Below are 22,486 nucleotides of genomic sequence, written 5' to 3' on the forward strand. Positions count from 1 at the left end.
ATTACGCCCTGCCGGTCGGCACCGGTGCCTCGGCCGGAAGCAGGCCTTCCTCATGCAGCTCCTGCCACAATGCCGGCGGAATGGTGCGGCTGAACAGATCGAGGTTGGCGGCCATCTCGGCTGCGGTGCGCGCGCCAGGTATCACCGACACCACTGCGGGATGGAAGGAGGGAAACTGCAGCGCGGCTGCTGCGAGCGGCACACCATGCCGGCGACAGACCGCATCCAACCGCGCAGCACGCGTCATGATCTCAGAGGATGCCGGCTGATAGTCGTAACGTGCGCCGGATACTGGGCCGGTGGCGAGAATACCGGAATTGAAGGCACCGCCGATCACCACGCCGACACCGCGCTTCGCACAGGATGGCAGGAAACTGACGAGTGCTGATTGATCAAGCAGCGAATAACGGCCGGCCAGAAGGAAGCAGTCCGGATCGGCATCGGCCAGCAGGCGACCACAGACCTGCCACTCGTTGACGCCCAGGCCAATGGCGCCGACCACGCCGTCGTCGCGCAGTCTGGCCAGCGCGCGATAGGCGCCGTTCATTGCCTCCGTGTAGCGTGCGCCCAACGCCTCGCCATGGCCGGCAGTATCCAGATCGTGGATGTAGACGATATCGATATGATCGAGACCCAGCCGCAGCAGGCTGGCCTCCAGTGAACGCAGCGTGCCGTCGTAGCTGTAGTCGCACTGGCGCGGGCCGCTTTCGAGCCCCACATAGGGTCCGTCGCGGCGCACGCCATCGCCCGGTCCGATCAGCCAGCCCACCTTGCTCGACAGCACAAATTCGTCACGCGGCCGGCGCGCCAGCGCGCGGCCCATGCGGCGTTCGCTCAATCCGCTGCCATACAGCGGCGCGGTGTCAAAATAGCGGATACCACCCTGCCAGGCCGCATCGACCACGTGGTCCGCCTCGGCTTCGTCTACGGCCTGATACAGGTTGCCGAGCGGCGCGCCGCCCAGGCCAAGTCCGGTCAGGGTGAGGTTGCCTCGGCCGAGAATCCGGCGTCGTGCGGCGCGGTTGATGGTATCGAGCATCTCAGGCGACATAACCAGGCGCATTCAGTGCGATCACGCCCTTGCGCAGGATCACATTGGCATACGGCCGGGCATCGGCGGTGGCCACAATCGCGAAAGCCTGAGTCGCCCGTTCGTAAAATGCATTGCGCTCGACCTGCTCGATCTTGCCATACGACGCCAGTGCCGCCGAAAGCTCAGCCAGCGCCAGTGCATCTTTATCCTGGGGGCGCGCCGCAGCCATCAGGCCCAGCGGTGCAGCCACGAATTCATCCAGTGGCAGCAGCGTAAGTACAGCTTTGGCCAGCCGCGTGGTGCTGTCGGCGGTCGTCTGCACCAGCCGGCGCGCCAGTTTCGCGGCAGGGAAATTCGCGTCGGCGATCACCAGTTCGTCGCCATGACCCATGCTGGCCAGCACATGCAGCAGATCCGGTGACAGCTGGGCAGAAATTCCGGTCAACATCTGTTGTCTGCTTTCATCATGGGAAAAGTCCCGGGCCGCCGGGAGCGGCCCGGGATGGAAGACAACTCAGTTCGCCTTCTTGATATTCCAGTAGACCGGGATCGCGGCCCTCGGGATATCGGTCAGGCTGGTCGAGACGCCGCGCACCAGATGCAGCTGACCCAGCGGCACATAGGGTACGACTTCGTTGGCGCGGAGCTGCAGCGCCTTGGCGATGTCCTGCCGTTTGGCCAGATCCGGCGTTACCGCGAATTCGCTGCGCATCTTTTCGATCTGCTCGTCGCAGGGCCAGCCGAACCACGAGGAATCGCAGTTCGAACGCAGGCCGAGATGGCCAAGCGGATCCATCATGTCGGCGCCGGTCGGCGCCGAAATGAACAGCGACCAGCCGCCCTCGCTTGTCGGCTTCTTGCTGGTGCGGCGCGCGGTCAGCGTGCCCCAATCCATCGCCTGCGGATCGACCTTGAGGCCGATGTCGCGCATCAGCTGTTCGGCCACCGAGGAGAAGGTATTGGTGATGCCGGCTTCGGTGCCATGCAGCACGACAACCGGCGTGCCGTCATAGCCCGACTCCTTCACCAGCTGGCGCGCCTTGGCCAGATCCTGCTTCACCCACCCCGCATCCGTGTAATACGGCGACGAGCACATGTAGAAGGACGGGCAGTCTTTGTAGAGCGCCGGGATGTCGACATAGGCACGCATGAAGACATTCTGGTCCACCATGTAACGAATGGCTTCGCGGATCTTCGGATTGTTGAACGGCGGCTGGATGCTGTTCATGCGGAATACCACCTGCACGCCGAGCGAATCCTGCGGCGCCACCTTCACCTTCCGGTTCTTCGACAGGAGGGTGAGCATATCCGGCGGCACTTCCTCGAAGATGTCGATCTCGCCGGCCTGCAACGCGTTCAGCGCAGTCTGCGCATCCGGCATGTAGAGCCATTCGACGCGATCGACATTGGCCTGCTTGGCGCCGGCCATGCCCGAAGGCGCATCGCTGCGCGGCTTGTAATCCGGGTTCTTCACATAAACTACCTTCGAACCCGGCACCCATTCATCCTTTTTCATGATGAAGGGACCGGAACCGACCGGATCGGTCAGCGATTCCGTTGCCGGAAGTTTGGCAATGCGTTCCGGCATGATGAAGGGCACGCCCGAGCTGGGCTTGCCCAGCGCGTCCAGCACCAGGCCCCATTTCTGCTTCAGCACCAGCTTGGTGGTCTTGGCATCCACCGCTTCCAGGCTGGCGGTGTTGGCGAACAGCTGCTGGCCCAGGCCATCGCGCTGGCCCCAGCGCTTCAGTGAAGCGACCACGTCGGCTGAGGTCACCGGCTGCTTGTCGTGGAAAACCAGGCCGTCACGCAGGGTGAAGGTCCAGGTCAGGCCATCGGCGCTGGTGTCGTACTTTTCCAGCATCTGCGGCTTGATCTGCAGCTTGTCGTCCATGGCGAACAGCGTGTCGTAAATCATGTAGCCATGATTACGTGCCATGTAATCCGAATTGGTGACCGGATCGATGCCCTTCAGATCGCCGAAGGGACGAATTCGCAGTACATTGCTCTGCGCAGCGGCAATACCAGTCTGCAGCAGCAGCGCTGCGATGGCAGTAACCGCCAGAAGTTTCAAGCTCTTTGTCCTACGCATGGTTTCCTCCGTTGTTTTTTTGATGACTCGTTACGCAGTCTCGATGTGGTGACAGGCGACAAAATGCTGTGGAACGATCTCGCGCGCGGCTGGCGCCACTTCGGCGCAGAGATCGGTGGCTTTCGGGCAACGCGTGCGGAAACGGCAGCCACTGGGCAGGGCACTGGCGCTGGGCACTTCGCCCTGCAGCAGGCTGCGGCGTTTGCGGCGGGCCGGATCGGGCGACGGCACGGCATCCAACAGAGCGCGCGAATAAGGATGTGCGGCGGCACTGAAAAAACGCTGGCGTGGCGCAACTTCGACAATGGCGCCGAGATACATCACCGCCACTGTAGTGCTGACATACTCGACGACGCCAAGATCGTGGCTGATGAAGAGATAGGAGAGACCTAGATCACGCTGCAGGTCGGCCAGCAGGTTGAGAATCTGCGCCTGCACCGAGACATCGAGTGCCGAGACCGGTTCGTCGGCAACCACCACGGAGGGATTGAGCGCAAGGGCGCGGGCAATGCCGAGTCGCTGGCGCTGGCCGCCGGAGAACTGGTGCGGATAACGGTCGCGCTGGTGATGCGCCAGGCCGACACGGTCGAACAGTGCATCGACTTTCGCACTGCGGGCCATGGCAGTGCCATGATCGTAATTGACCAGCGGTTCGCCGACGATATCGGCGGCACTGAGCCGGGGATTGAGCGAGGCGAACGGGTCCTGGAACACCATCTGGATTCGCTGGCGTGCCTGACGCAACGTCTCGCCCTGCATGCCGGCCAGATCCTGGCCATCCAGCAGCACGGTGCCGGCCGTCGGCTCGATCAGACGCAGGATCAGCTTGGCGATAGTGGATTTGCCGCAGCCACTTTCGCCAACCAGCGCCAGCGTTTCTCCGCGTGGCACGGCGAAAGACACGCCATCCACGGCGTGCACGGCGCCCTGCCCGCCCCGACCGAACAGGCCACGGCGGAAGGGGTAATGTTTCACCAGATCACGGACTTCAAGCGCCGGTGCCACCATCATGCACCTACCTTCAACAGAAGGGGCTCCGCCGCATGCCAGCAGGCGACGGCGTGGCCGCCGCCAGAATCCTGTAACGCCGGCACCGCCGCGCAGGCGTCATCGGCCAGCGAACAGCGTGGCGCGAAGGCACAGCCGGGCGGCATGTCGAAGGGCGACGGCACCGTGCCCTTGATTTCCTGCAGCCGCGCAACCGGCTGGCCGCTGCGGTGCAGCGCCATATGCGGGACCGATTCCATCAGGCCGCGTGTATAGGGATGGCGCGGATTGGCAAAAAGCTCGGCCGCGGTCGCCTGTTCGGCGGCGCGGCCGGCATAGAGCACGACCACGCGATCGGCCACTTCGGCCACCACGCCCAGATCATGTGTGATCATGATGACGGCCGTGCCGGTCTCGGCACGGATTTCATCCAGCAGCGCAAGAATCTGCGCCTGAATGGTCACGTCGAGTGCGGTGGTCGGTTCGTCGGCAATGAGAAGCTGCGGACTGCAGGCCAGTGCCATAGCGATCATCACGCGCTGGCGCATGCCGCCGGACAGCTGGTGTGGATACTGGCCCAGGCGCCGCCTGGCATCCGGGATTCGCACGCGCTCCAGCAGGCGGATGGTCTTCTCGTCGGCCTCATGGCGGGTCAGGCCCTGATGCAGCCGCAGCACCTCGCCGATCTGCCGCCCGATGGTCAGTACCGGGTTAAGCGAGGTCATCGGCTCCTGGAAGATCATGGCAATACGGTTGCCGCGAATCTGGCGCATGGCAGGCTCGTCCAGCGTGGCCAGATCGGTGCCGTCGAACAGGATGCGGCCAGCGGCGATGCGTCCGATCCGCCTGGGCAACAGGCGCAGCAGGGCAAGCGCCGTGATGCTCTTGCCGCAGCCGCTTTCACCCACCAGCGCCAGCGTTTCACCGTGATTGACGGTGAAGGACAGGTTGCGCAGGACCTGCATCGTGCCATGCGGCAATGACAGGCTGACGCTGAGATTTTCAACACTGAGAATAGGCGCACTGTTCACAGGGGGACTCATTTCTGCCTCCCCGCCAGGCGCGGATCTATGGCATCGCGCAGGGCATCGCCAACCACATTCACCGTCAGCACCAGAACGGCGAGCAATATCCCCGGAAATGCCGCCATCCAGGGCGCGCGCTGCAGATACTGGCGGCCCTCGGCCATCATGTTGCCCCAGCTGGCCACTTCGGGCGGCGTGCCGGCACCGAGGAAGGACAGCACGGCTTCGAGGATCATGGCCGAGGCAAAGACATAGGTGGCCTGTACCAGCACCGGCGCCATCGTGTTGGGCAATACATGCCGCTCCAGCAGACGCGGCAGTTTCGTGCCATTGGTGATGGCGGCATCGATATAGGGCTGCTCGCGGATGCTGAGCACGGCGCTCCGCACCAGGCGCGCCATGCGCGGGATTTCCGGAATGCTGATGGCGATCACCACATTCTGCAGGCTGGAGCCGAACAGCGACATCAGCGCGATGGCCAGCAACACGCCGGGAATTGCCATGATGCCGTCCATCACGCGCATCACGATGCTGTCCAGCTTGCGCAGGAAACCCGAGATCAGCCCGATGGTGACGCCGGCGAAAGTCACCACCGTTGCCACCAGGATACCGACCGCGAGCGAGACCCGCGTACCGTTCAGGCTGCGCGACAGGATCGAGCGGCCGAGGTGATCGGTGCCGAACCAGAATTCCTCGCCCGGTGGACGCAGGCGGTAGATCGGGTTGATCGCCTTGGGATTCGGCAACAGATACGGCGCCAGCAGGGCAACCGAGATGGCGACCAGCACCACAACCAGCCCGAACAGGATGGTCGGGTGGCGTCGCAGGAAGCCGGCGAAGGCTGCGCCACGCCGAAGCGCAAGCGCTAGCCAGCCGGGAGACAACTCAACAGTCTGATCCGACAGGGCCATGGTGCTACAGCCGGATGCGCGGGTCGAACAGCATGTAGCTGAGATCGACCAGAAGGTTAACGACAACATAGACCGCTGCGAACAGCAGGATCAGTCCCTGCACCACCGGATAGTCGCGCCGCATGATGGCATCGGCGGTCAGGCGTCCGAGGCCCGGGATGTTGAACACCGTTTCGGTCACCACCACGCCACCGAGCAGGGCGGCAATGCCGACACCGACGACGGTGACGATGGGGACTGCGGCATTTTTCAGCGCATGGCCAACCAGCACCGGCTGCGGCGCCAGCCCCTTGGCATGGGCGGTACGGACATAATCCTCGGCCAGCACTTCCAGCATGCTGGCGCGGGTGACGCGGGCGAGCAGCGCGGCATAAAGCAGCGCCAGGGTGATCGCCGGCAGGGTCAGGCTGCGCAGGCTGTCGAACAGGCCCTGCGCCAGCGGCACGTATCCTTGCGTCGGGAACCACTCCAGCCCGAGTGCGAAGACATAGACCAGCAGGAAGCCGATGACGAAGACTGGCGTGGAGAAGCCCAGCACGGCAAAGCCCATGACCGCCCGGTCGATCCAGCTGCCGGCGCGATAGGCCGCCAGCACGCCAAGCGGCAGGGCAAAGGCGATGGAGAGCACGACGGTATAAAGGGTCAGCACCAAGGTCGGCTCGATGCGCTGGGCGATCAGGCTGGTGACCGGCAGTCGCGAGAAAATCGAGGTGCCGAGGTCGCCCTGGGCGAGGCGGCCGAACCAGGAGAAGAGCTGCTCCAGCATCGGCCGGTTGAGGCCAAGCTGCTGCCGGATCGCCTCCACCTGCTGGGTGGTCGCATAATCACCGGCGATCACCACGGCGGGGTCGCCGGGCGTCAGCTGAAGCAGGAAGAAGACGAAAACCGCGACCAGCCCAAGCACCGGGATGGTGGCCAGAATCCGCCGCGCGACATACCCGACCAAAAAATTGCCCTCTGCGTCCCGGAGGTGCCGCCCCTCGGCCAGCCACTCCATTCTCCCATGTAAAACGTTTCAAAGATCAATGCCAGAAGAATGCCTGGCTCGCAAGATATCAAAAAGCATCAAATTACATTCCATGTCCCGCACCTGCGAAGGGTTTACGCGCTTGCAGCAATGCAGCTGTCCTTGATTGGAACGGCGCTCTCTGGCATATCTGGATGAGATTTTTAAACGTTTTAAGTACAGGACAGATGGTCACTATCCGCGATGTCGCCCAACTTGCCGGGGTATCCGTTGCCACGGTGTCGAATACCGTCAACGACCCAAATCGGGTGAGCGATGCGCTACGCGAACGCGTGCTCAAGGCTATTGAAACGCTGAACTACGCCCCCCGGGCCGCCGCCCGCAGCCTGCGTAAACAGTCAAGCGGACTGCTCGGGCTGATCGTCGCCGATATCACCAATCCCTTCTTCACAGAACTGGTACAGGCCGTGGAAGCCATCGCCAGCCAGCACGGTTATTCGGTGCTGCTGTGCAACAGCGACGAAGACGCTGTCCGCGAGGAAAAACATCTGCAGGTGCTGCGGTCGCAGTGGGTCGACGGCATCATCCTCGCTACCACCGGCGAGGCCTCGCTCAGCCGCACCAGCCTGCTGTCGCAAAGCCGCGTCCCCGTGGTGCTGGTCGACCGCGCCTTCGATGGTCTCGGCCTGGACGCCGTGGTGCTGAACAACCGTCTTGCCGCCCATCAGGCCACGCAGCATCTCATCCATCGCGGTCATACCCGCATAGGCCTTCTGTCCGGCCCGACCAGCGTCACCACCGGCGCGGACCGTCTGGCCGGCTATCGCGAAGCGCTGCTGGCCAGCCAGCTGCATTTCGAACCGGGCCTCGTGCGTGAAGCCGGCTTCCGCGAGCAGCAGGCGTATGACGCGACCGTCGAGTTGATGCGTCTGCCGCAGCCGCCGACCGCGGTCTTTGCCGCCAACAACCTGATGGCCATCGGCATGATGCGGGCCCTCAGCGACCTCGGCCTGCGTTGTCCCGACGATGTCTCGGTGATCAGCATCGACGACTTTGCCTGGGCCAACGTGTTTCGCCCCAGACTGACCACCATCGCCCAGCCGGTGCGCGAGATGGGTGAAATGGCAGTAAAACTGCTGACGGACCGGATCGGTGGCAAGCGGACCGGCACCGGCAAGACTCATTTCCTGGAATCGCGGCTGGTGGTGCGCGAATCCTGCGCCGCACCCATGGATGCTCCACTGCCCATCCCCGCCACTTCCTCGCCGTAACAGCATGACTGATCTGATCAGACAGTCTGCCCGGCAGGTGCATGACCTGCTGACCCGCCGCGAGATCACGCCGGCCGATCTGGTCGAGGTTGCGATTTCGCGTATCACCGAGGTCGATGGCGCCGTGAATGCCGTGCCGATCCGCTGCTTCGACCGCGCCCGCCAACAGGCGAAGAATCCTCAGCTGCCGGCGTCGAAGCTCGGCGGTATCCCGTTCGTCATCAAGGACAACGCCGCAGTGGGCGATGTGCGCTGGACTGGCGGCACGCCGATCTTTGCCGACCGCATGGCGACCGAGTCTGATCGCACCATCGCGCTGATCGAGCGCAACGGCGGGATTCCACTTGGCAAAGCGAACCTGTCCGAACTTGGTGGCGCCAATACCACCAATGCCGTGCTGGGTACCACGTGCAATCCCTGGAATACCGCGCTGACCTGCGGCGGCTCCTCGGGCGGTTCGGCCGTGGCGCTCGCCACCGGGCAAGTCTGGCTCGCGCATGGCAACGATGTCGCCGGCAGTCTGCGCATTCCGGCCAGCTTCTGTGGCGTGGCTGGCTTGCGCCCCACGCCCGGTCGTGTGCCCCGCCGCAGCATCCTCAATCCTTTCGACACGATCTTTGTCGACGGGCCGATGGCACGCGATATCGGTGATCTCGCCTTCTTCTTCGATGCCATGACCGGCTTCGATTCCGCCGATCCACTCTCCGCACCCTCCCCTGATGCGCCTTTCCTGCCGATGGCGCTGACGCCGGACCGGCCGCTGCGCGCGGCCTGGTCAGCCGATCTCGGCTGCCTGCCGGTCGATGACGAGGTACGTGCTCTGGGCGAGGCTTTTGTCACGGCACTGCAGAAAGACGGCACGCGGATCGAAGCGGCCTGCCCGGATTTCGCCGGCGCGCTGCCGGCATTGCTGACTCTCCGTGGCGTCAACTACGTGACAAACTGGGAGCCCGTCCTGGAACAGCATCGTCACCGGTTCACGCCCGAAGTCATGGGCGATATCGAGCATGGCTTACGCCAGACACCGTCCAGCATCGGGGCAGCTGAACGCTATCGCGCCGAGATGTATCGTCGCGTGATCGGCTTCCTGAACGAATATGAGGTGCTGATCACACCGTCGACGCCGATCCTGCCCTTCCCGGTCGAAACCATGTGGCCGCAAGAGATCGCCGGCGTGCGGCAGGAGACCTACATCGACTGGATCGCCATCACAGCGATCACCTCGCTCCTGGCCTGTCCGGTCATGGCCATGCCGGTCGGTTTTTCGCGCGGCGGCCTGCCCTTTGGCGTGCAGATCATCGGACGACCGCGTTCGGAGGCCAGGCTGTTTCAGATTGGCGCTGCCATTGAACGCCTGTTTGGCTTGAAGCCGACGATAATTTCGCCAAAACAGGCGGAGATCGGCTGAACTGGGCCGTCTGCTGCCGTTCCTGATCGCGACGATCAGAGACCGAGCGAGTCGTAAGGATAGAAGCGCGCCGTCTCGCCCGGTTCCAGCCGCAGCAGGTCTTCCGGCAGTTCGATCAGTCCGTCGGTGCGCGTCAGCGACGTGAGCACGCCGGCGCCATCAACAGCGTATTTCTCTGCGCGCCAGCCGCCCTTCCCATCCTCCTGCAGCGAAACCCGCACCCATTCGCGACGGTCGGCTTTCTTTTTGTAGGAAAAACCCGCCGTCACCGGGAAGCTGCGCGGCTGTCTGGGCGATGCCCCATTCAGAAGCTGAAGCAGCGGACGGGCGAAGAAGCAGAAGGTGAGCATCGCCGCCACCGGATTGCCCGGCAGGCCGAAGAAGGGCACGCCACCGATCAGGCCCAGCGCGACCGGTCGTCCCGGCTTGATCGCCAGACGCCAGAAATCCAGCCGGCCCTGCATCTCGATGGCAGCTTTTACATGGTCCTCGTCGCCGGTGGAGACACCGCCCGAGGTGATCACCGCATCATGGTCGCGCGCCGCATCGGCAAAGACTTTGGCAAGATGATCGCGGCGATCCGGCTGGATACCAAGATCGCTGACCCTGCAGCCCGCAGAGGCAAGCAAGGCAGCGAGCAGCGGCCGGTTGGCATCGTAAATGCCGCCATCGGGCAGTGTGCTGCCCGGCTCGTGGACTTCGTCGCCGGTGGAGATCAGCGCCACGCGCAGCGGCCGGCGAATGCTGAGCATGGCATGGCCGCCGGCAGCCGCCAGTGCGAGATCCGGTGCCGCCAGGATACACCCAGCCGATAGCACGGTCTCGCCGGCCTGAAGGTCTTCCCCGGCCAGCCTGCGATTGGCGCCGCGCTTGATGCCCGGTTTGACGATCACGGCATCGCCGTCGCGCGTGCAGTCTTCCTGCATCATCACGGTGTCGGGATCGCCGTTTTCACCACGCGGCATAACGGCACCGGTGAGTACGCGCACGGCGGTGCCACGTGGCTGCAATGATGGATAAGGATGCCCGGCGGCAGCGCGGCCGATCACCGGCAGCCGCGTGTCGCCATCCTTAGACAGCTCATCATGATAGACGGCGTAGCCATCGACAGCGGAATTGTCGCTCGGTGGCACGGCCACCTTCGCCACCAGCGGCTCGGCCAGGATGCGGCCATGACACAGCGCCAGCGGCAGGGTTTCAACAGGTGCAATCGGGATCAGGCGTTTCGAAAGCTCTGCCAGCGCGGCATCCAGCCGCAGCAACGCGCCGCCATGCGCGAAACAGTCGTCACTCAGCTGCGCCACGGCGCGCCTCATCCTTGTCGTCTGCCAGCCAGGCCATGATGAAATCAGCCACCTGCTGTGGCCGGTTGGCATCCAGCATCGGAACCTTCAGTCCGGGCACAGAAGTATCGCTGGCCACGGCAATCACGCTCGGATCGTCCGGCTGCAGCATCGGCTTGCCGACCGACGCGCGCCAGACCTCGATCTTGGCATGAGCGGATTTTTTGAATCCTTCCACCAGCACCAGATCGACCGGGCTGAGACGGGTCAGCAGTTCTTCCAGCGTCGGCTCGGCGGCGCCGCGATGCTCGTGCATGATCGCATAACGTTTCACCGAGCTGATCAGCACTTCCGCCGCACCGGCCTCGCGATGGCGATAAGAATCCTTGCCGGGCTTGTCGACATCGAACTCGTGATGCGCGTGTTTTATGGTCGAGACCTTCACCCCGCGCGCCACCAGCAGCGGGATCAGCTCAGCCAGCAGGGTGGTCTTGCCTGCCCCGCTCCAGCCGGAAATGCCCAGGACTTTCATGACGGCTTTTTACCAGCGGCCTTCAGTTCCGCCATTGCCCGCTCCGCTAGATAATCGTCGGTGGTACGCACCTCGGGGCGCGGCGCACCGGCATAGGGGTCGATCTTGTTTTCGCTCTGCGCAATCACGCGGCAATCGGCGCACATGCGCATACGGTCGGCAATGCCGCCGCTCTCGCCATACATCCAATGCTTGCCTTCGAGTTTGGCGATCACCTTTTCGATGGAAGACTTGGTGCCGAACGGCTTGGCGCAGCGAATGCAGTGGAAGGGTTCTTCCTCTTTCACCACACGCTGCTGCGCCGATGCGGCGGTGAAATTCACCCGCGGCTCCAGCGCGATCACCTTCTCCGGACAGGTATTTTTGCACAACCCGCACTGCACGCAGGCGTCCTCGGTGAACATGAGACGCGGCCGCTCAGGATCATCACTCAACGCGCCGGTCGGGCAGGACGAAACGCAGGCCAGGCAGAGGGTGCAGTTCTCAGCATCCACCAGCAGATTTCCGAATGGCGCACCCGGCGCCAGCGCCACGGTATCGACCGGCTGTGGCGCCATGGCATGCAGATGACGGAACGCCAGCCGCGACAAGTCGCGGTTGCGCCCCATCGGCAGATGGCTTGACCCGCTCGGCCCCTCGCGTCGCGGCAGATTGCTGAGCGCTGCGCCAAGCTGATCCGGGTCATCAGTCTCGATCAGCCCGACCCGGCCGCCTTCGTAGCCGAGGCCAACCAGCACGCTTTCGGCCAGCGCCATCTGCTGACCCACCCCCGCGATATCGTCACTGCGTTTGGCCGGCACCAGCATCCGCAGATCAGCGGCGCCGTAAGCGAAAGCCGAAGCGAAGAACGCCACGTTGCATTCGCCGAGCGCATTCACGGCAAAGGGCAGCACGCGGGCCGGCAGACCATCGCCAAAGCGCGCCAGCGCATCGATCAGCGGCGCGCCGTGTTTGGCATCATGCAGCAGAACCACGGCCTGGCGGCCACCGGCCTCGCGATAGGCCAGCAGCAGGGCGCGCAGCTGCTCGGTCAGGCTGGCCGGCGGCGGCAGGCGATATTCCGCCGCGCCAGTGGGGCAGACCGCACCGCAATTGCCGCAACCGCCGCAGATAAAGGGATCGAAGGCAACCTTGTCGCCCGCTGGCGTGATCGCACCGGTGGGGCAGACATCCAGGCAGCGCGTGCAGCCGGTCTTTTTCGACCGCGAATGCGCGCAGATCTCAGCATGATAGGCCACGTAGATCGGCTTCTCGAAACTGCCGGTCAGGTCGCTGGCCTCGAACAGGGCTCTCTGCACGGCGGCCGGATCTTTCGGATCGGGCCGGAAATAGCCATCGCGCTTTTCATGCGCCGGGAACAGCGGGGTGCCGCCGGTCAGGTCGATGATGATGTCGCAGGTGGAACTTGCGCCGTTGCGCGGTGCGCCGAACGCCAGATGCCGGCGCGAGGACGGCAGCGGCAGCGCGTAATTGTCGACCACCAGCTCAAAGGCACCGAGATGCCCGCGTGCCCCAGCAATGTGCCCCTGCACGATCGGCAGATCCATGATCGCCGGCGCAGCCACATCCTTTGGCCGGTCGAGCATAATGGTGACATCAAGCCGGTCACTGAGCTGGCGCGCGGCGGCGATCGCCACCTCGTCGCGGCCGTAGATCAACGCGACGCCTTCGGATTTCATCGTCACGGTCGGCAGCGCCGGCACCGGCACGGCCGCGGCAGCAATCAGCGCGGCGATTTTCGGTGTGGCGCTTGCTGCCTCCGACGACCAACCGGCGGTTTCCCGGATGTTGACATAGGTCACCGGCGTGGCGCTCTGCAGGGCTTCGCGCTGTTCATCGAAGAGCGGGCTCTCTTGCGTACAAGCGACGGTCAGCGGCTCGCCAGCCTTCAGCGCCGTGTGGAATCGCCCGATCTCGGCGCGGCAGAGCTGATTGGAAATCTCAGCGGCGTCGCCCGTGCCACAGACCTTGGCCAGCGCCTTGCCATCCAGCGGCATGGTGCCTTCGCAGTTGCACACCAGCAGGCGTTTTCCGTCGAACCGCATAACCCGTTTTCCACCCGACAATCTGGTATTCTACGCTTCTCAACTATAGTGTTGAGGAGACAGGAAAACCAGCCGGAGGTCCGGGTTGCGCATCGTGATTTGGCTGCTGATTCCGGCCGTTTTCGCACTCTTCATGTTCATGACCGATACGGCGCTGGCGCAAGCTGCGAATGCCGGGCAACTGGAACCACCGAGCCTGGAGCGCGGCAAGGAGCTCTGGGGCAAATGCCGCGCCTGCCACACGCTGGAAGCCCAGGGCCGCAATCTCGTCGGCCCGCGTCTGCATGGCGTGTTCGGCAAGAAGGCCGGCAGCGTACCCGACTATCGCTATTCCGAGGTGATGAAAAACTCGAAGGTGGTCTGGACCGATCAGACCATGGACGCCTATCTGGCCGCCACGCAGGACTTCATGCCGGGCAACAAGATGTATGGCGGACTGGCCATCGCGCAGGACCGGGTCGACCTGATCGCCTGGCTGAAGCAGGCCGCCGCCAAATAGCCACGCCGCTTCCATTTTGCTTGGAAAATCCTGTATAATTCAGGTCTATCAAGACCTTGGAGATGCCCCCATGAAAGCCTTCGTCGCCGGCCTGGTTGCCGCTCTCATCATTGCCATCGGTGCGGCCTTTATCCTGCAGACCGTCAACAAGCCGGCTGACGTCGCCTTCAGCACGGGCGGCGCGCGCGTTACGCACGAGCATCAAAACTAAGTTTCGGAGTCTGTCAGAACCGGCGCAGCTTTGCTGCGCCGTTCAACTTTTGGGGGCCGGAATTTGTGCGCCGGTTTCCAGCGACCAGACTTTGATCACCATGTCGTAGCCGCCCGAGACGGCACGTTTGCCGTCGGGCGTGAAGGCCACTGACCAGACCGGCTTTTCATGGCCGGCAAACTGTTTCAGCTGGCGACCATCCTTCAGGTCCCACAATCGCATCAGCCGGTCGCCGCCGCCCGAAAGCGCAAAGCGGCCGTCCTTCGAGATGGCAATCGAGGTGATGAACGCAGCGTGCCCCGGCAGACTGCCGATCTCGCGCTGCTCAAGCAAATCCCAGCGTTTGATCTGGCCATCCGTGCTGCCAGTCAACGCCGTCTTGCCGTCTGGCGTCACGGCTACTGCATTCACACTGGCGCGATGCCCCGTGAGCGAGAACAGCTCCTTGCCACTCGCCACCGACCACAGCCGCACGGTCTGGTCATAGCCGACTGAGACCAGCTGCGTGTCCTCCAGGGCGAAGGCAACCTGCATCACATTCGCTTGGTGACCTTCGAATGTATGCTCGACGGCGTTGGTCGAGAGATTCCAGAGTTTGATCGTGCGGTCCCAGCTGGCGGTGGCAAGTTTGCGACCATCACGACTGAGCGCCATGCCGGCGATGTTGTTGACGTGACCGGTGAGGCGCGCGGTTTCCTTGCCGCTGTTCAGATCCCAGCGAATCACGGTGTGATCCCAGCTGGCCGACAGCGCGGATTTTCCATCGGGCAGGAAGGCAACCGCATTGACGCTGGCGGTATGGCCGTCGAAGACCTTCAGTTCGCTCTGCTTCGCCAGGTCCCACAGCCGCACGGTATAATCCCAGCTGGCGGAGAGCAGGCGCCTGCCATCGGCAGAGACCGCGACGGCGTTGACCATGGCGCCATGGCCAAGCATCTCGGCACGCACCGGCACGGCATGGCCGGCCAGCCCCAGGATCAAAGCCGTCACGGCTGCCAATCGCTGCATGTTCATCCGTCTATCATGCCGGCGGGCGGCTGCATTGCAAGCAACCAACGAAAAAAGGGCGGGGGAAATCCCCGCCCTTTCGCTTTACCCAGACTTGGCAGGCCTAGTCGTCGCCCGCGCCGCGCGTCGTCACATCTCTGGCCCACAGGCTGTGATGTTCCTTGGCCCAATTGGTATCGACCTGACCGGTGCCCATCGCATCGAAGGCGCCTTCCATGCCGATGGTGCCGATATAGATATGCCCCAGGATCACCGCCACCATCACGATGCCGGCAATCGCATGCACCAGCTGCGCCAGCTGCATGCCGGCGATGTCGGTGACATAGAAGGGGAACATCAGGATATAGCCGCTGACCGCCAGTGCGAGCGAACCGATCACCACCGACCAAAAGATCAGCTTCTGACCTGCGTTGAACTTGCCGGCCGGCGGATGCACGCCCTTCTTGAAGATGCCGCCACCCTGCTTGATCCATTCCACATCGATGGCATTCGGGATGTTGTGGGCAATCCACATCACCGCCATCAGGAAGACACCGAGCACGAACGGGAAGCTGAGAAAATTATGCGACAGCTTGCCGAAGGCGCTGAAGGCCGTGAAGGCTTCGGGGCCGATCACGGGCAGCAGCAGGGTCTTGCCGAAGGAAATGTTGAGACCGCTGATACCGAGGATGACGAAGCAGATCGCCGTCAGCCAGTGCGCGAAGCGCTCGACACCCTTGAAACGCTCGATGGTGCGGCCCGACATGCCATGCTCGACCTTGATGCGGCCGCGGATCGCCAGGAAAGCGGCGAGCGCCACCACCGTCAGGACCAGCAGCCAGCCGCCGACGGACTTGACCGGGCCTTCCAGCGTCTGGCGCCATTCACGGCCCTGCGGCTGGATCAGCACACCGGACTTGGCATCGGGGATCGAGACGCGGCCGGCGACCGGCGCGCCCTTGAGCTGCTGCAGCAAAGCGGCTTCGTCAGCCTGCTGCGTTGCCTGCTGGGCAGCAGCCGGCGCGATGCTGCCGACACTGAGCAGGACACCGAGAGCCAGCGCGGCCCAGATGTTACGCATGTTGAAAAGATTCATGGTGTTTCTCCTTCCAACCGCGATCAGGCCGCAGAGCCCTTGTAGGCTGTTGCCCAGCCCCAGGCACCCGAACCATAACCACGACGGCTGACGCGCTCCTTGTAGATCTGCGCGATCACGTCGCCATCGCCGGCCAGCAGCGCCTTGGTCGAGCACATCTCGGCACAGAGCGGCAGCTTGCCTTCGGCCAGACGGTTGGCACCGTACTTGGCGTATTCTTCCTTGCTGTTATCGGCTTCCGGGCCGCCAGCGCAGAAGGTGCACTTGTCCATCTTGCCGCGGCTGCCGAAGTTGCCGACCTGCGGATACTGCGGCGCGCCGAACGGGCAGGCATAGAAGCAGTAACCGCAGCCGATGCACAGGTCCTTGGAGTGCAGGACCACGCCTTCATCGGTCTTGTAGAAGCAGTCGACCGGGCAGACGGCCATGCAGGGCGCATCCTCGCAATGCATGCAGGCCATCGAGATCGACCGTTCACCCTTCTGGCCGTCATTCAGCGTGACGACGCGGCGGCGGTTGATGCCCCAGGGCACTTCGTTTTCGTTCTTGCAGGCCGTGACGCAGGCGTTGCATTCGATGCAGCGCTCGGAGTCGCAGAGGAATTTCATGCGAGCCATGATGATATCTCCTTACGCGCTCGGCCCGGCCGCTTCGATGCGGCAAAGCGTGGCCTTGTTCTCATGCATGTGGGTGACCGGGTCGTAGCCGTAGGTGGTCACGCCGTTTACGGACTCGCCCAGCACGATCGGATCGGCGCCCGGCGGATAGTTCTTGCGCTGGTCCACACCCTGCCAGAAGCCGGAGAAGTGGAAGGGCATGAAGGCCACGCCCTTGCCGACGCGCGGCGTCACCATCGCCTTGACCTTCGCCTTGGCGTTGTTCTCGGGACCGTAGACCCAGACGTTCTGGCCTTCCTTGATGCCAAGTCGGGCCGCGTCTTCCGGATTGATCTCGACGAACATGTCCTGCTGCAACTCGGCCAGCCACTTGTTCGAGCGGGTTTCTTCGCCGCCGCCCTCGTATTCGACCAGTCGGCCGGAGGTGAGGATGATCGGGAAGTCCTTGCTGACATCCTTGTCCTGGATGCTCTTGCCCAGATGCGGCAGACGATAGTCGCGCCGGTCGGCCATGGCCGGATACTTGGCAACCAGATCGCGCCGCGAGCTGTAGATCGGCTCACGATGCACCGGGATCGGATCGGGCAGGCCGAAGGCATTGGCGCGCGCCTTGGCGTTGCCCATGGCCTGCACACCATGCGCCATCGTCACGCGGATGATGCCGCAGCTGTAGTCGATCGCCCAGCCAACTGCATCCGGATTGTTGCCGCCGATCTTCTCGATCGTGGCGCGTTCCGTGTCGGTCAGTTCCTTGTCCCAGCCCATCTTCTTGAGCAGGCCGTAGGTGAATTCGGGATGACCGTCCTGGATCTCCGAGTCCTTCGGATAGGAACCGTCAGCCAGCAGCGACACACCGTTGCGCTCGACGCCGAAGCGGGCACGGAAGGCGCCGCCGCCGTCCTTCACCGGCAGGTTGGTGTTGTAGAGCACATGGGTGCCCGGATGCTTCATCTCAGGCGTGCCCCAGCACGGCCAGGGCAGGCCGTAGAACTCGCCCTTGAGCGGGCCCTTGGTGGCGCGCAACGTGACGACATCGAAGTCGTCCTGATGTGCCATATGCTCCTTCAGGCGCTCGGGCGACTGGCCCGAATAGCCGATGGAGACGGTGCCGAGGTTGAACTCGCGGGTGATGTCCTCGACATTCGGCTCGTCGCCTTCGTCGATCTTGATCTTCTTGAACATCTCCTGCTCGAAGCCGAGCTTCTTGGCCAACTTGTACAGGATCCAGTGGTCGGGCTTCGATTCGAAGACCGGCTTGACGATCTGCTCGCCCCACTGCAGCGACCGGTTCGACGCCGTGCGCGAACCGCGGGTCTCGAGCTGGGTGCAGGCCGGCAGCAGATAGGTGCCGTTCTTGCGGTCAGGCAGCGCGGCGGCCGTGGTCGGGTGCGGATCGACCACCACCATCAGCTCGACCTTTTCCATGCCGGTGCGCATCTCTGGCATGCGCGGCACGGTGTTGCCGCCATGGCCCCAGAAGAACATCGCCTTCACGTTGTCCTGCTGCTCCAGGTCCTTCTTGTCGACCAGGACGGCATCGAACCAGCGGGTCGACGGAATACCCTTGGTCTCCATCATTTTCTTGTCCTGGAAGCGACCGAGCATCCAGTTGTAGTCGACATCCCAGACGCGGCACCAATGCTTCCAGGCGCCCTCGACCAGGCCGTAATAGGCTGGCAGGGTGGTGACGTCGAGGCCAAGGTCGGTGCAGCCCTGCACGTTACAGTGGCCGCGGAAGATGTTGGCGCCGCCGCCTTCGATGCCGATGTTGCCGAGCGCAAGCTGCAGGATCGACAGCGCACGCACGTTGGCGGTACCGACGGTGTGCTGGGTGACGCCCATGCACCAGATCAGCGTGCCGGGACGGTTCTTGGCGAAGGTCTCGGCAACGCGCTTCATCTGCGCACCGGGCACGCCGGTGACGCGCTCGACCTCTTCCGGATTCCACTTGGCAACTTCGGCGCGGATGTCGTCCATGCCGTAAACGCGCTGACGGATATATTCCTTGTCTTCCCAGCCATTCTCGAAGATGTGCCAGAGCAGGCCGTAGATGGTGGGAATATCGGTGCCCGGGCGGATGCGCACATATTCGGTGGCATGCGCGGCCGTGCGGGTGAAGCGCGGATCGATCACGATCAGCGGCGCCTTGTTCTGCTCCTTGCCGCGCAGCACGTGCTGCAGCGACACCGGATGCGCCTCGGCGGGATTGCCGCCCATGATGATCATCGACTTCGAATTATGGATGTCGTTGTACGAATTCGTCATCGCGCCGTAGCCCCAGGTGTTGGCTACACCGGCAACGGTGGTCGAGTGGCAGATACGCGCCTGGTGGTCGATGTTGTTGGTGCCCCAGAAAGCCGCGAACTTGCGGAACAGGTAACCGCCTTCGTTGGAGAACTTGGCCGAACCGAGCCAGTAGACCGATTCCGGACCAGACTTCTGGCGGATATCGATCAGCTTGTCGCCGATCTCGTTGATCGCGGTATCCCAGCTGATGCGGGTCCATTTCCCGTCGACCAGCTTCATCGGGTATTTCAGGCGGCGGTCGCCATGGGTCAGTTCACGGATCGAGGCGCCCTTGGCGCAGTGGGTGCCGAGATTGATCGGGCTTTCCCAGCTCGGCTCCTGGCCGACCCAGACACCATTCTCGACTTCGGCGGTGACGGTGCAGCCGACCGAGCAATGCGTGCAGATATTCTTCTTCTTGACGAGATTGGCGCTGGCGGAGGGCATCGCCTTGGCCTGCTTCACCATCGCGGGGGTCAGCGCGGATATCGCAGCCAGACCGCCGGCCGCCAGGCCAGACGCTTTCAGGAAACCACGGCGATCCATGGTCTGCAGCGTGGCGCCGGCGAGGATGCCGGACAGTTTCCCGCCGGCCTTCTGGGGCGCGGCACCGGTGGTGGAACTCTTCTTGATCAACATGGGGCTCTCCGTAATGGAGTTTAGTTCTTAAGGGCTGATCGCTCTGGGACGAGGCGGGCTCAGCGCCGGTTGCTGTCGTAGTAGCGCTTCACGTGCTCGGTTTCCTTGTAGCGCTGCTTCTTGCGGGTCTCGGCATTCTCGGGCGCGGCAGCAGCCTGCTCCGGCACGATTGCGACGGCTGCCACGGCAGCAGCGGCAGCGCCGGTGCCGGCGGCGCGCAGGAAGCCGCGACGGTCGAGCGTCTCTTTCTTCTCGGCTGTCTTCTCTGGGGTCTTGTCCTTGCTCATGGCAGGTCCTCCATTCCAATTCGGTGCAGGCCGCTCACGCGGCCATGGCAAATGCCTGGTTTTCGACAGTCATGAACAGCCGGCCGGCGACGCCGAGCGGCCGATAGAGTTTGGCGCCGGACGCCTGTTCGAGATCGGCAAAGAAACGCTCGGCCCAGGGCGCGAGATGCTGGCGGAACAGACGCTCCTGCGTCTTCAGTTCGGCCGGACCACGTCCCTCGCCGCCACGGATCAGCAGCGCCATCAATTCGCACAGCGCGCCCATATGATCCTCGGGTTCGCTGACATGATCGGCGCGGGCATAACCCAGCCGCTCCATATCGACGCGCAGCTTGGCCAGCGGGCGCTCGTAAAGGAAGCCTGTGCGGTAGAAGGAAGCATAGGGCACCAACTCGCCACGCGGCAGGCCGATGAACAGCATGTCGTATTCGTCCTGCGCACGCTCGAGCGACGTGTTGCGCGCGCCGTCTGCCAGCTCGGCCAGCGCGGCACCAATCGGCGTCGTATCACCTTTCAGCTGGGCCAGCGCAGTCAGCAGCGCGGTATCGGGGCGGCGCGCGAGGCTGCGGCCCAGCAAGGCATAGATCTGGGCGCGCCAGATTTCTTCCTCGGCGATTTCGGGCAGGGCATCGGGTGCCTGGGCATCGGGATAGAGGTCAGGGCGCAGATCGTGGCGCGTCACCTGGCTGCCGGTGGCGGTCTCGATGGCCAGGACATATTCGCCGGGCACGCGGTCAGCCTTCTTGAGCCAGTGCCAGACATTGGCCTGTTTGACGCCAAGCAGCCGGGCGAGCTGAGTCTGCCCGCCCACGACGTCTATTGCTCTTTCGAGTGCACTGCCCACGAATCCCTCCCACCGGCTGTTAACTTACAAACTTGTTTGTTGGCCGCCAACCGAAATCCGCGTAACTCGCTGATTTTTCAGGGATTTTGCTGCAGCTGCGAAATTTTGCGAGCGACTCTCAGTCGCAGAATTTTATCAGGATTTTATGCCGCAAAATGAGCACCGCGATTGCACTGCAACCACATGTATTGCTTCGATGGTTCGGGCAGGTGCGTATGGTTCCGCCGCTATACCGGCATTCCGCCCGCTGCCCGCAGACATGCCGCGACTCTTCACAGTCGAGAGTGAAGGCTGCCTTAGCTCGGCAGTGCGCCGCCATGACGGCGGCGTGGCGCGGGCGCCGCCGGCGCATCCGCAACAGGTTCAGCTCTGGCTGGTTCGCCCTGAATCTCGGCGACCGGCTGCTCTTCAGGTGCAGGCAAAGCCTGCTGCGGGTCCTGCGGTTGCTGACCCGGGTCTATCTCGGACTGCTGCGGAGCATCTTCCGGTTTCGGCTCTTGGCTGAAGCCGGAGAAGATGTGCTTCGCCATCTTCGCGACATCGTCGGTCGGCAGCAATTCGCCGTAGCCCGGTGCGGTGAAGTCCCAGTTGTATTCGACCAGCGCCTTGTAATTCACCACGCTGGGCTCGGTCACCCACAACTTGCGCAGCGCCGCGGTACGCAACGCGGTCGGCACGCCTTTTTTCAGGAAGACGCTGAAATCGCTCTCGGCAGTCAGGCTGTCGATGGGGGGCAGCGTGGCGGGATCGAACTCGGCTTCGGCTTCCGGTGCAACAGCAGGCTCAGCCGAGTCTGATGCTGGCGGCTGGACGCGTTCCTGCTCGCGCACTTCCGCCTTGCGGCGCGACCAGCGCGACAGGAAACCGCTGCCCTCGCCTTCGGTCGCCAGATCGTCAGGCTTGTCGCGACCGGCGGTCATTCATCCTCCGGCATCTGGCGCAGCGGATCGGATTCATACAGCCGCGTGCGACGTGCCAGTGCTTCCGGATTGGCGCGATCGCGCTTGCGCTTGTAATGCTCCTTGGTCGGCGGATGACGCCGGACATAATCCTGCATCCAGTCCAGGATTTGACCCGGCATCGGCACGAAATCGACGATGTCGTCGCCGGTGTCGTTATGGGCATGCGCCTCACCCGGATCGACGGAAGCGCCATGTAGGGCAATGCCCTGCTCGGTATCGCTGTTGCGCAGGAAGACCCAGACGGCCGGCTGCGCGCTTTCGATATTATAGGCGTAGGTCTCGCTTTCATGGCGATACAGAGCCAACTCGGCCGGGCCGGCATAGAACTGCACCCAGCCCTCACCCTCGCCCAGCTTGGTCCATGGCGGCACTTCGGGCGCGCCGGGCAGCACCTGCACCGGACGCCAGCTGAACTCCTTCCAGGGATTGTCCAGCTTGCGGCGTTCGAGGATGACCCCGACGGTACGGATTTCTGTTTCTGGCGGCAGGGTATCGGCCATCAGC

Annotated in this window: 22 protein-coding genes; 4 read left to right on the forward strand and 18 right to left on the reverse strand. The window is 63.5% G+C overall.

The features are described 5' to 3' along the window. Nucleotide 1: 1 nt before the first annotated feature. The 7 genes from FNB15_RS20365 to FNB15_RS20395 form a co-directional block, all read right to left on the reverse strand. On the reverse strand, nt 2-1,063 hold the full coding sequence (locus FNB15_RS20365) for an aldo/keto reductase (RefSeq protein ID WP_246068743.1): 1,062 nt from the start codon (nt 1,061-1,063) through the stop codon (nt 2-4). Next, nucleotides 1,041-1,481 carry an RbsD/FucU family protein gene (locus tag FNB15_RS20370; protein ID WP_144258474.1) on the reverse strand — a complete coding sequence of 147 codons (441 nt, stop codon included), beginning with the start codon at nt 1,479-1,481 and terminating at the stop codon, nt 1,041-1,043. The genes FNB15_RS20365 and FNB15_RS20370 overlap by 23 nt, the downstream gene beginning before the upstream one ends. 66 nt (nt 1,482-1,547) lie before the next feature. Then, nucleotides 1,548-3,125, reverse strand: coding sequence for an ABC transporter substrate-binding protein (locus FNB15_RS20375; RefSeq protein WP_144258475.1), 1,578 nt, complete (start codon nt 3,123-3,125; stop codon nt 1,548-1,550). A gap of 30 nt (nt 3,126-3,155) precedes the next feature. After that, the gene (locus FNB15_RS20380; RefSeq protein ID WP_185973638.1) at nt 3,156-4,136 is read right to left on the reverse strand and encodes an ABC transporter ATP-binding protein; all 981 of its coding nucleotides are present in this window, start codon (nt 4,134-4,136) and stop codon (nt 3,156-3,158) included. Beyond that, nucleotides 4,133-5,143: an ABC transporter ATP-binding protein gene (locus tag FNB15_RS20385; protein ID WP_425460275.1), complete on the reverse strand. Its 1,011-nt coding sequence runs from the start codon at nt 5,141-5,143 to the stop codon at nt 4,133-4,135. The genes FNB15_RS20380 and FNB15_RS20385 overlap by 4 nt, the downstream gene beginning before the upstream one ends. Nucleotides 5,144-5,151: 8 nt before the next feature. Further along, complete coding sequence (locus tag FNB15_RS20390; protein WP_144258477.1) at nt 5,152-6,048, reverse strand: ABC transporter permease; 897 nt, start codon at nt 6,046-6,048, stop codon at nt 5,152-5,154. 4 nt (nt 6,049-6,052) lie between these two features. Beyond that, nucleotides 6,053-6,994 carry an ABC transporter permease gene (locus tag FNB15_RS20395; RefSeq protein ID WP_144258478.1) on the reverse strand — a complete coding sequence of 314 codons (942 nt, stop codon included), beginning with the start codon at nt 6,992-6,994 and terminating at the stop codon, nt 6,053-6,055. A gap of 248 nt (nt 6,995-7,242) precedes the next feature. Here FNB15_RS20395 and FNB15_RS20400 point away from each other — a divergent pair, with 248 nt between their 5' ends. Together FNB15_RS20400 and FNB15_RS20405 are read left to right on the forward strand one after the other, a co-directional pair. Continuing rightward, entirely contained in the window at nt 7,243-8,286 is a 1,044-nt protein-coding gene (locus tag FNB15_RS20400; RefSeq protein WP_185973639.1) for a LacI family DNA-binding transcriptional regulator, read from the forward strand. 4 nt (nt 8,287-8,290) lie between these two features. After that, the gene (locus FNB15_RS20405; RefSeq protein ID WP_185973640.1) at nt 8,291-9,694 is read left to right on the forward strand and encodes an amidase; all 1,404 of its coding nucleotides are present in this window, start codon (nt 8,291-8,293) and stop codon (nt 9,692-9,694) included. A 35-nt stretch (nt 9,695-9,729) separates the two neighbouring features. Here the strand turns inward: FNB15_RS20405 and FNB15_RS20410 are convergent, their stop codons facing one another. From FNB15_RS20410 to FNB15_RS20420, 3 genes are read right to left on the reverse strand one after another with little or no spacing between them, the layout of a single operon-like run. Then, nucleotides 9,730-10,998: a molybdopterin molybdotransferase MoeA gene (locus FNB15_RS20410; protein WP_144258481.1), complete on the reverse strand. Its 1,269-nt coding sequence runs from the start codon at nt 10,996-10,998 to the stop codon at nt 9,730-9,732. Further along, complete coding sequence (mobB, locus tag FNB15_RS20415) at nt 10,982-11,509, reverse strand: molybdopterin-guanine dinucleotide biosynthesis protein B (RefSeq protein ID WP_144258482.1); 528 nt, start codon at nt 11,507-11,509, stop codon at nt 10,982-10,984. Before mobB ends, FNB15_RS20410 begins: the two co-directional genes overlap by 17 nt. Beyond that, entirely contained in the window at nt 11,506-13,554 is a 2,049-nt protein-coding gene (locus FNB15_RS20420; RefSeq protein ID WP_221932697.1) for a 4Fe-4S binding protein, read from the reverse strand. The genes mobB and FNB15_RS20420 overlap by 4 nt, the downstream gene beginning before the upstream one ends. Before the next feature lie 94 nt (nt 13,555-13,648). Here FNB15_RS20420 and FNB15_RS20425 point away from each other — a divergent pair, with 94 nt between their 5' ends. Continuing rightward, the gene (locus tag FNB15_RS20425) at nt 13,649-14,053 is read left to right on the forward strand and encodes a c-type cytochrome (protein WP_246068887.1); all 405 of its coding nucleotides are present in this window, start codon (nt 13,649-13,651) and stop codon (nt 14,051-14,053) included. A gap of 70 nt (nt 14,054-14,123) precedes the next feature. Continuing rightward, nucleotides 14,124-14,264 (forward strand): hypothetical protein, encoded by a 141-nt coding sequence (locus tag FNB15_RS21020; RefSeq protein WP_185973641.1) that lies wholly within the window; start codon nt 14,124-14,126, stop codon nt 14,262-14,264. A gap of 42 nt (nt 14,265-14,306) precedes the next feature. Here the strand turns inward: FNB15_RS21020 and FNB15_RS20430 are convergent, their stop codons facing one another. From FNB15_RS20430 to FNB15_RS20465, 8 genes are all read right to left on the reverse strand, one after another. After that, nucleotides 14,307-15,278: a WD40 repeat domain-containing protein gene (locus FNB15_RS20430; protein WP_144258483.1), complete on the reverse strand. Its 972-nt coding sequence runs from the start codon at nt 15,276-15,278 to the stop codon at nt 14,307-14,309. 97 nt (nt 15,279-15,375) lie between these two features. Next, nucleotides 15,376-16,347 carry a formate dehydrogenase subunit gamma gene (locus FNB15_RS20435; protein ID WP_246068744.1) on the reverse strand — a complete coding sequence of 324 codons (972 nt, stop codon included), beginning with the start codon at nt 16,345-16,347 and terminating at the stop codon, nt 15,376-15,378. 23 nt (nt 16,348-16,370) lie between these two features. After that, nucleotides 16,371-16,964, reverse strand: coding sequence for a formate dehydrogenase FDH3 subunit beta (fdh3B, locus tag FNB15_RS20440; protein ID WP_144258484.1), 594 nt, complete (start codon nt 16,962-16,964; stop codon nt 16,371-16,373). Nucleotides 16,965-16,976: 12 nt separating this feature from the next. Next, on the reverse strand, nt 16,977-19,889 hold the full coding sequence (locus FNB15_RS20445) for a formate dehydrogenase subunit alpha (RefSeq protein ID WP_144258485.1): 2,913 nt from the start codon (nt 19,887-19,889) through the stop codon (nt 16,977-16,979). Between the two features lie 59 nt (nt 19,890-19,948). Then, entirely contained in the window at nt 19,949-20,176 is a 228-nt protein-coding gene (locus FNB15_RS20450) for a twin-arginine translocation signal domain-containing protein (RefSeq protein ID WP_144258486.1), read from the reverse strand. Nucleotides 20,177-20,210: 34 nt separating this feature from the next. Beyond that, the gene (locus FNB15_RS20455; protein ID WP_221932699.1) at nt 20,211-20,987 is read right to left on the reverse strand and encodes a molecular chaperone TorD family protein; all 777 of its coding nucleotides are present in this window, start codon (nt 20,985-20,987) and stop codon (nt 20,211-20,213) included. A gap of 329 nt (nt 20,988-21,316) precedes the next feature. Continuing rightward, complete coding sequence (locus FNB15_RS20460; protein ID WP_144258488.1) at nt 21,317-21,940, reverse strand: DUF3306 domain-containing protein; 624 nt, start codon at nt 21,938-21,940, stop codon at nt 21,317-21,319. Continuing rightward, nucleotides 21,937-22,482 (reverse strand): DUF3305 domain-containing protein, encoded by a 546-nt coding sequence (locus tag FNB15_RS20465; RefSeq protein WP_144258489.1) that lies wholly within the window; start codon nt 22,480-22,482, stop codon nt 21,937-21,939. Before FNB15_RS20465 ends, FNB15_RS20460 begins: the two co-directional genes overlap by 4 nt. Between the last annotated feature and the right edge of the window lie 4 nt (nt 22,483-22,486).

Source organism: Ferrovibrio terrae (genome assembly GCF_007197755.1).
In the GTDB taxonomy this organism is placed as follows: domain Bacteria; phylum Pseudomonadota; class Alphaproteobacteria; order Ferrovibrionales; family Ferrovibrionaceae; genus Ferrovibrio; species Ferrovibrio terrae.

Excerpts from the sequence above, each read along its gene's own strand:
- FNB15_RS20365 (WP_246068743.1), bottom strand. The coding sequence starts at position 1,063 with ATGCGCCTGGTTATGTCGCCTGAGATGCTCGATACCATCAACCGCGCC.
- FNB15_RS20370 (WP_144258474.1), bottom strand. The coding sequence starts at position 1,481 with ATGTTGACCGGAATTTCTGCCCAGCTGTCACCGGATCTGCTGCATGTG.
- FNB15_RS20375 (WP_144258475.1), bottom strand. The coding sequence starts at position 3,125 with ATGCGTAGGACAAAGAGCTTGAAACTTCTGGCGGTTACTGCCATCGCA.
- FNB15_RS20380 (WP_185973638.1), bottom strand. The coding sequence starts at position 4,136 with ATGATGGTGGCACCGGCGCTTGAAGTCCGTGATCTGGTGAAACATTAC.
- FNB15_RS20390 (WP_144258477.1), bottom strand. The coding sequence starts at position 6,048 with ATGGCCCTGTCGGATCAGACTGTTGAGTTGTCTCCCGGCTGGCTAGCG.
- FNB15_RS20400 (WP_185973639.1), top strand. The coding sequence starts at position 7,243 with ATGGTCACTATCCGCGATGTCGCCCAACTTGCCGGGGTATCCGTTGCC.
- FNB15_RS20405 (WP_185973640.1), top strand. The coding sequence starts at position 8,291 with ATGACTGATCTGATCAGACAGTCTGCCCGGCAGGTGCATGACCTGCTG.
- mobB (WP_144258482.1), bottom strand. The coding sequence starts at position 11,509 with ATGAAAGTCCTGGGCATTTCCGGCTGGAGCGGGGCAGGCAAGACCACC.
- FNB15_RS20420 (WP_221932697.1), bottom strand. The coding sequence starts at position 13,554 with ATGCGGTTCGACGGAAAACGCCTGCTGGTGTGCAACTGCGAAGGCACC.
- FNB15_RS21020 (WP_185973641.1), top strand. The coding sequence starts at position 14,124 with ATGAAAGCCTTCGTCGCCGGCCTGGTTGCCGCTCTCATCATTGCCATC.
- FNB15_RS20430 (WP_144258483.1), bottom strand. The coding sequence starts at position 15,278 with ATGAACATGCAGCGATTGGCAGCCGTGACGGCTTTGATCCTGGGGCTG.
- FNB15_RS20435 (WP_246068744.1), bottom strand. The coding sequence starts at position 16,347 with ATGAATCTTTTCAACATGCGTAACATCTGGGCCGCGCTGGCTCTCGGT.
- fdh3B (WP_144258484.1), bottom strand. The coding sequence starts at position 16,964 with ATGGCTCGCATGAAATTCCTCTGCGACTCCGAGCGCTGCATCGAATGC.
- FNB15_RS20445 (WP_144258485.1), bottom strand. The coding sequence starts at position 19,889 with ATGTTGATCAAGAAGAGTTCCACCACCGGTGCCGCGCCCCAGAAGGCC.
- FNB15_RS20450 (WP_144258486.1), bottom strand. The coding sequence starts at position 20,176 with ATGAGCAAGGACAAGACCCCAGAGAAGACAGCCGAGAAGAAAGAGACG.
- FNB15_RS20460 (WP_144258488.1), bottom strand. The coding sequence starts at position 21,940 with ATGACCGCCGGTCGCGACAAGCCTGACGATCTGGCGACCGAAGGCGAG.
- FNB15_RS20465 (WP_144258489.1), bottom strand. The coding sequence starts at position 22,482 with ATGGCCGATACCCTGCCGCCAGAAACAGAAATCCGTACCGTCGGGGTC.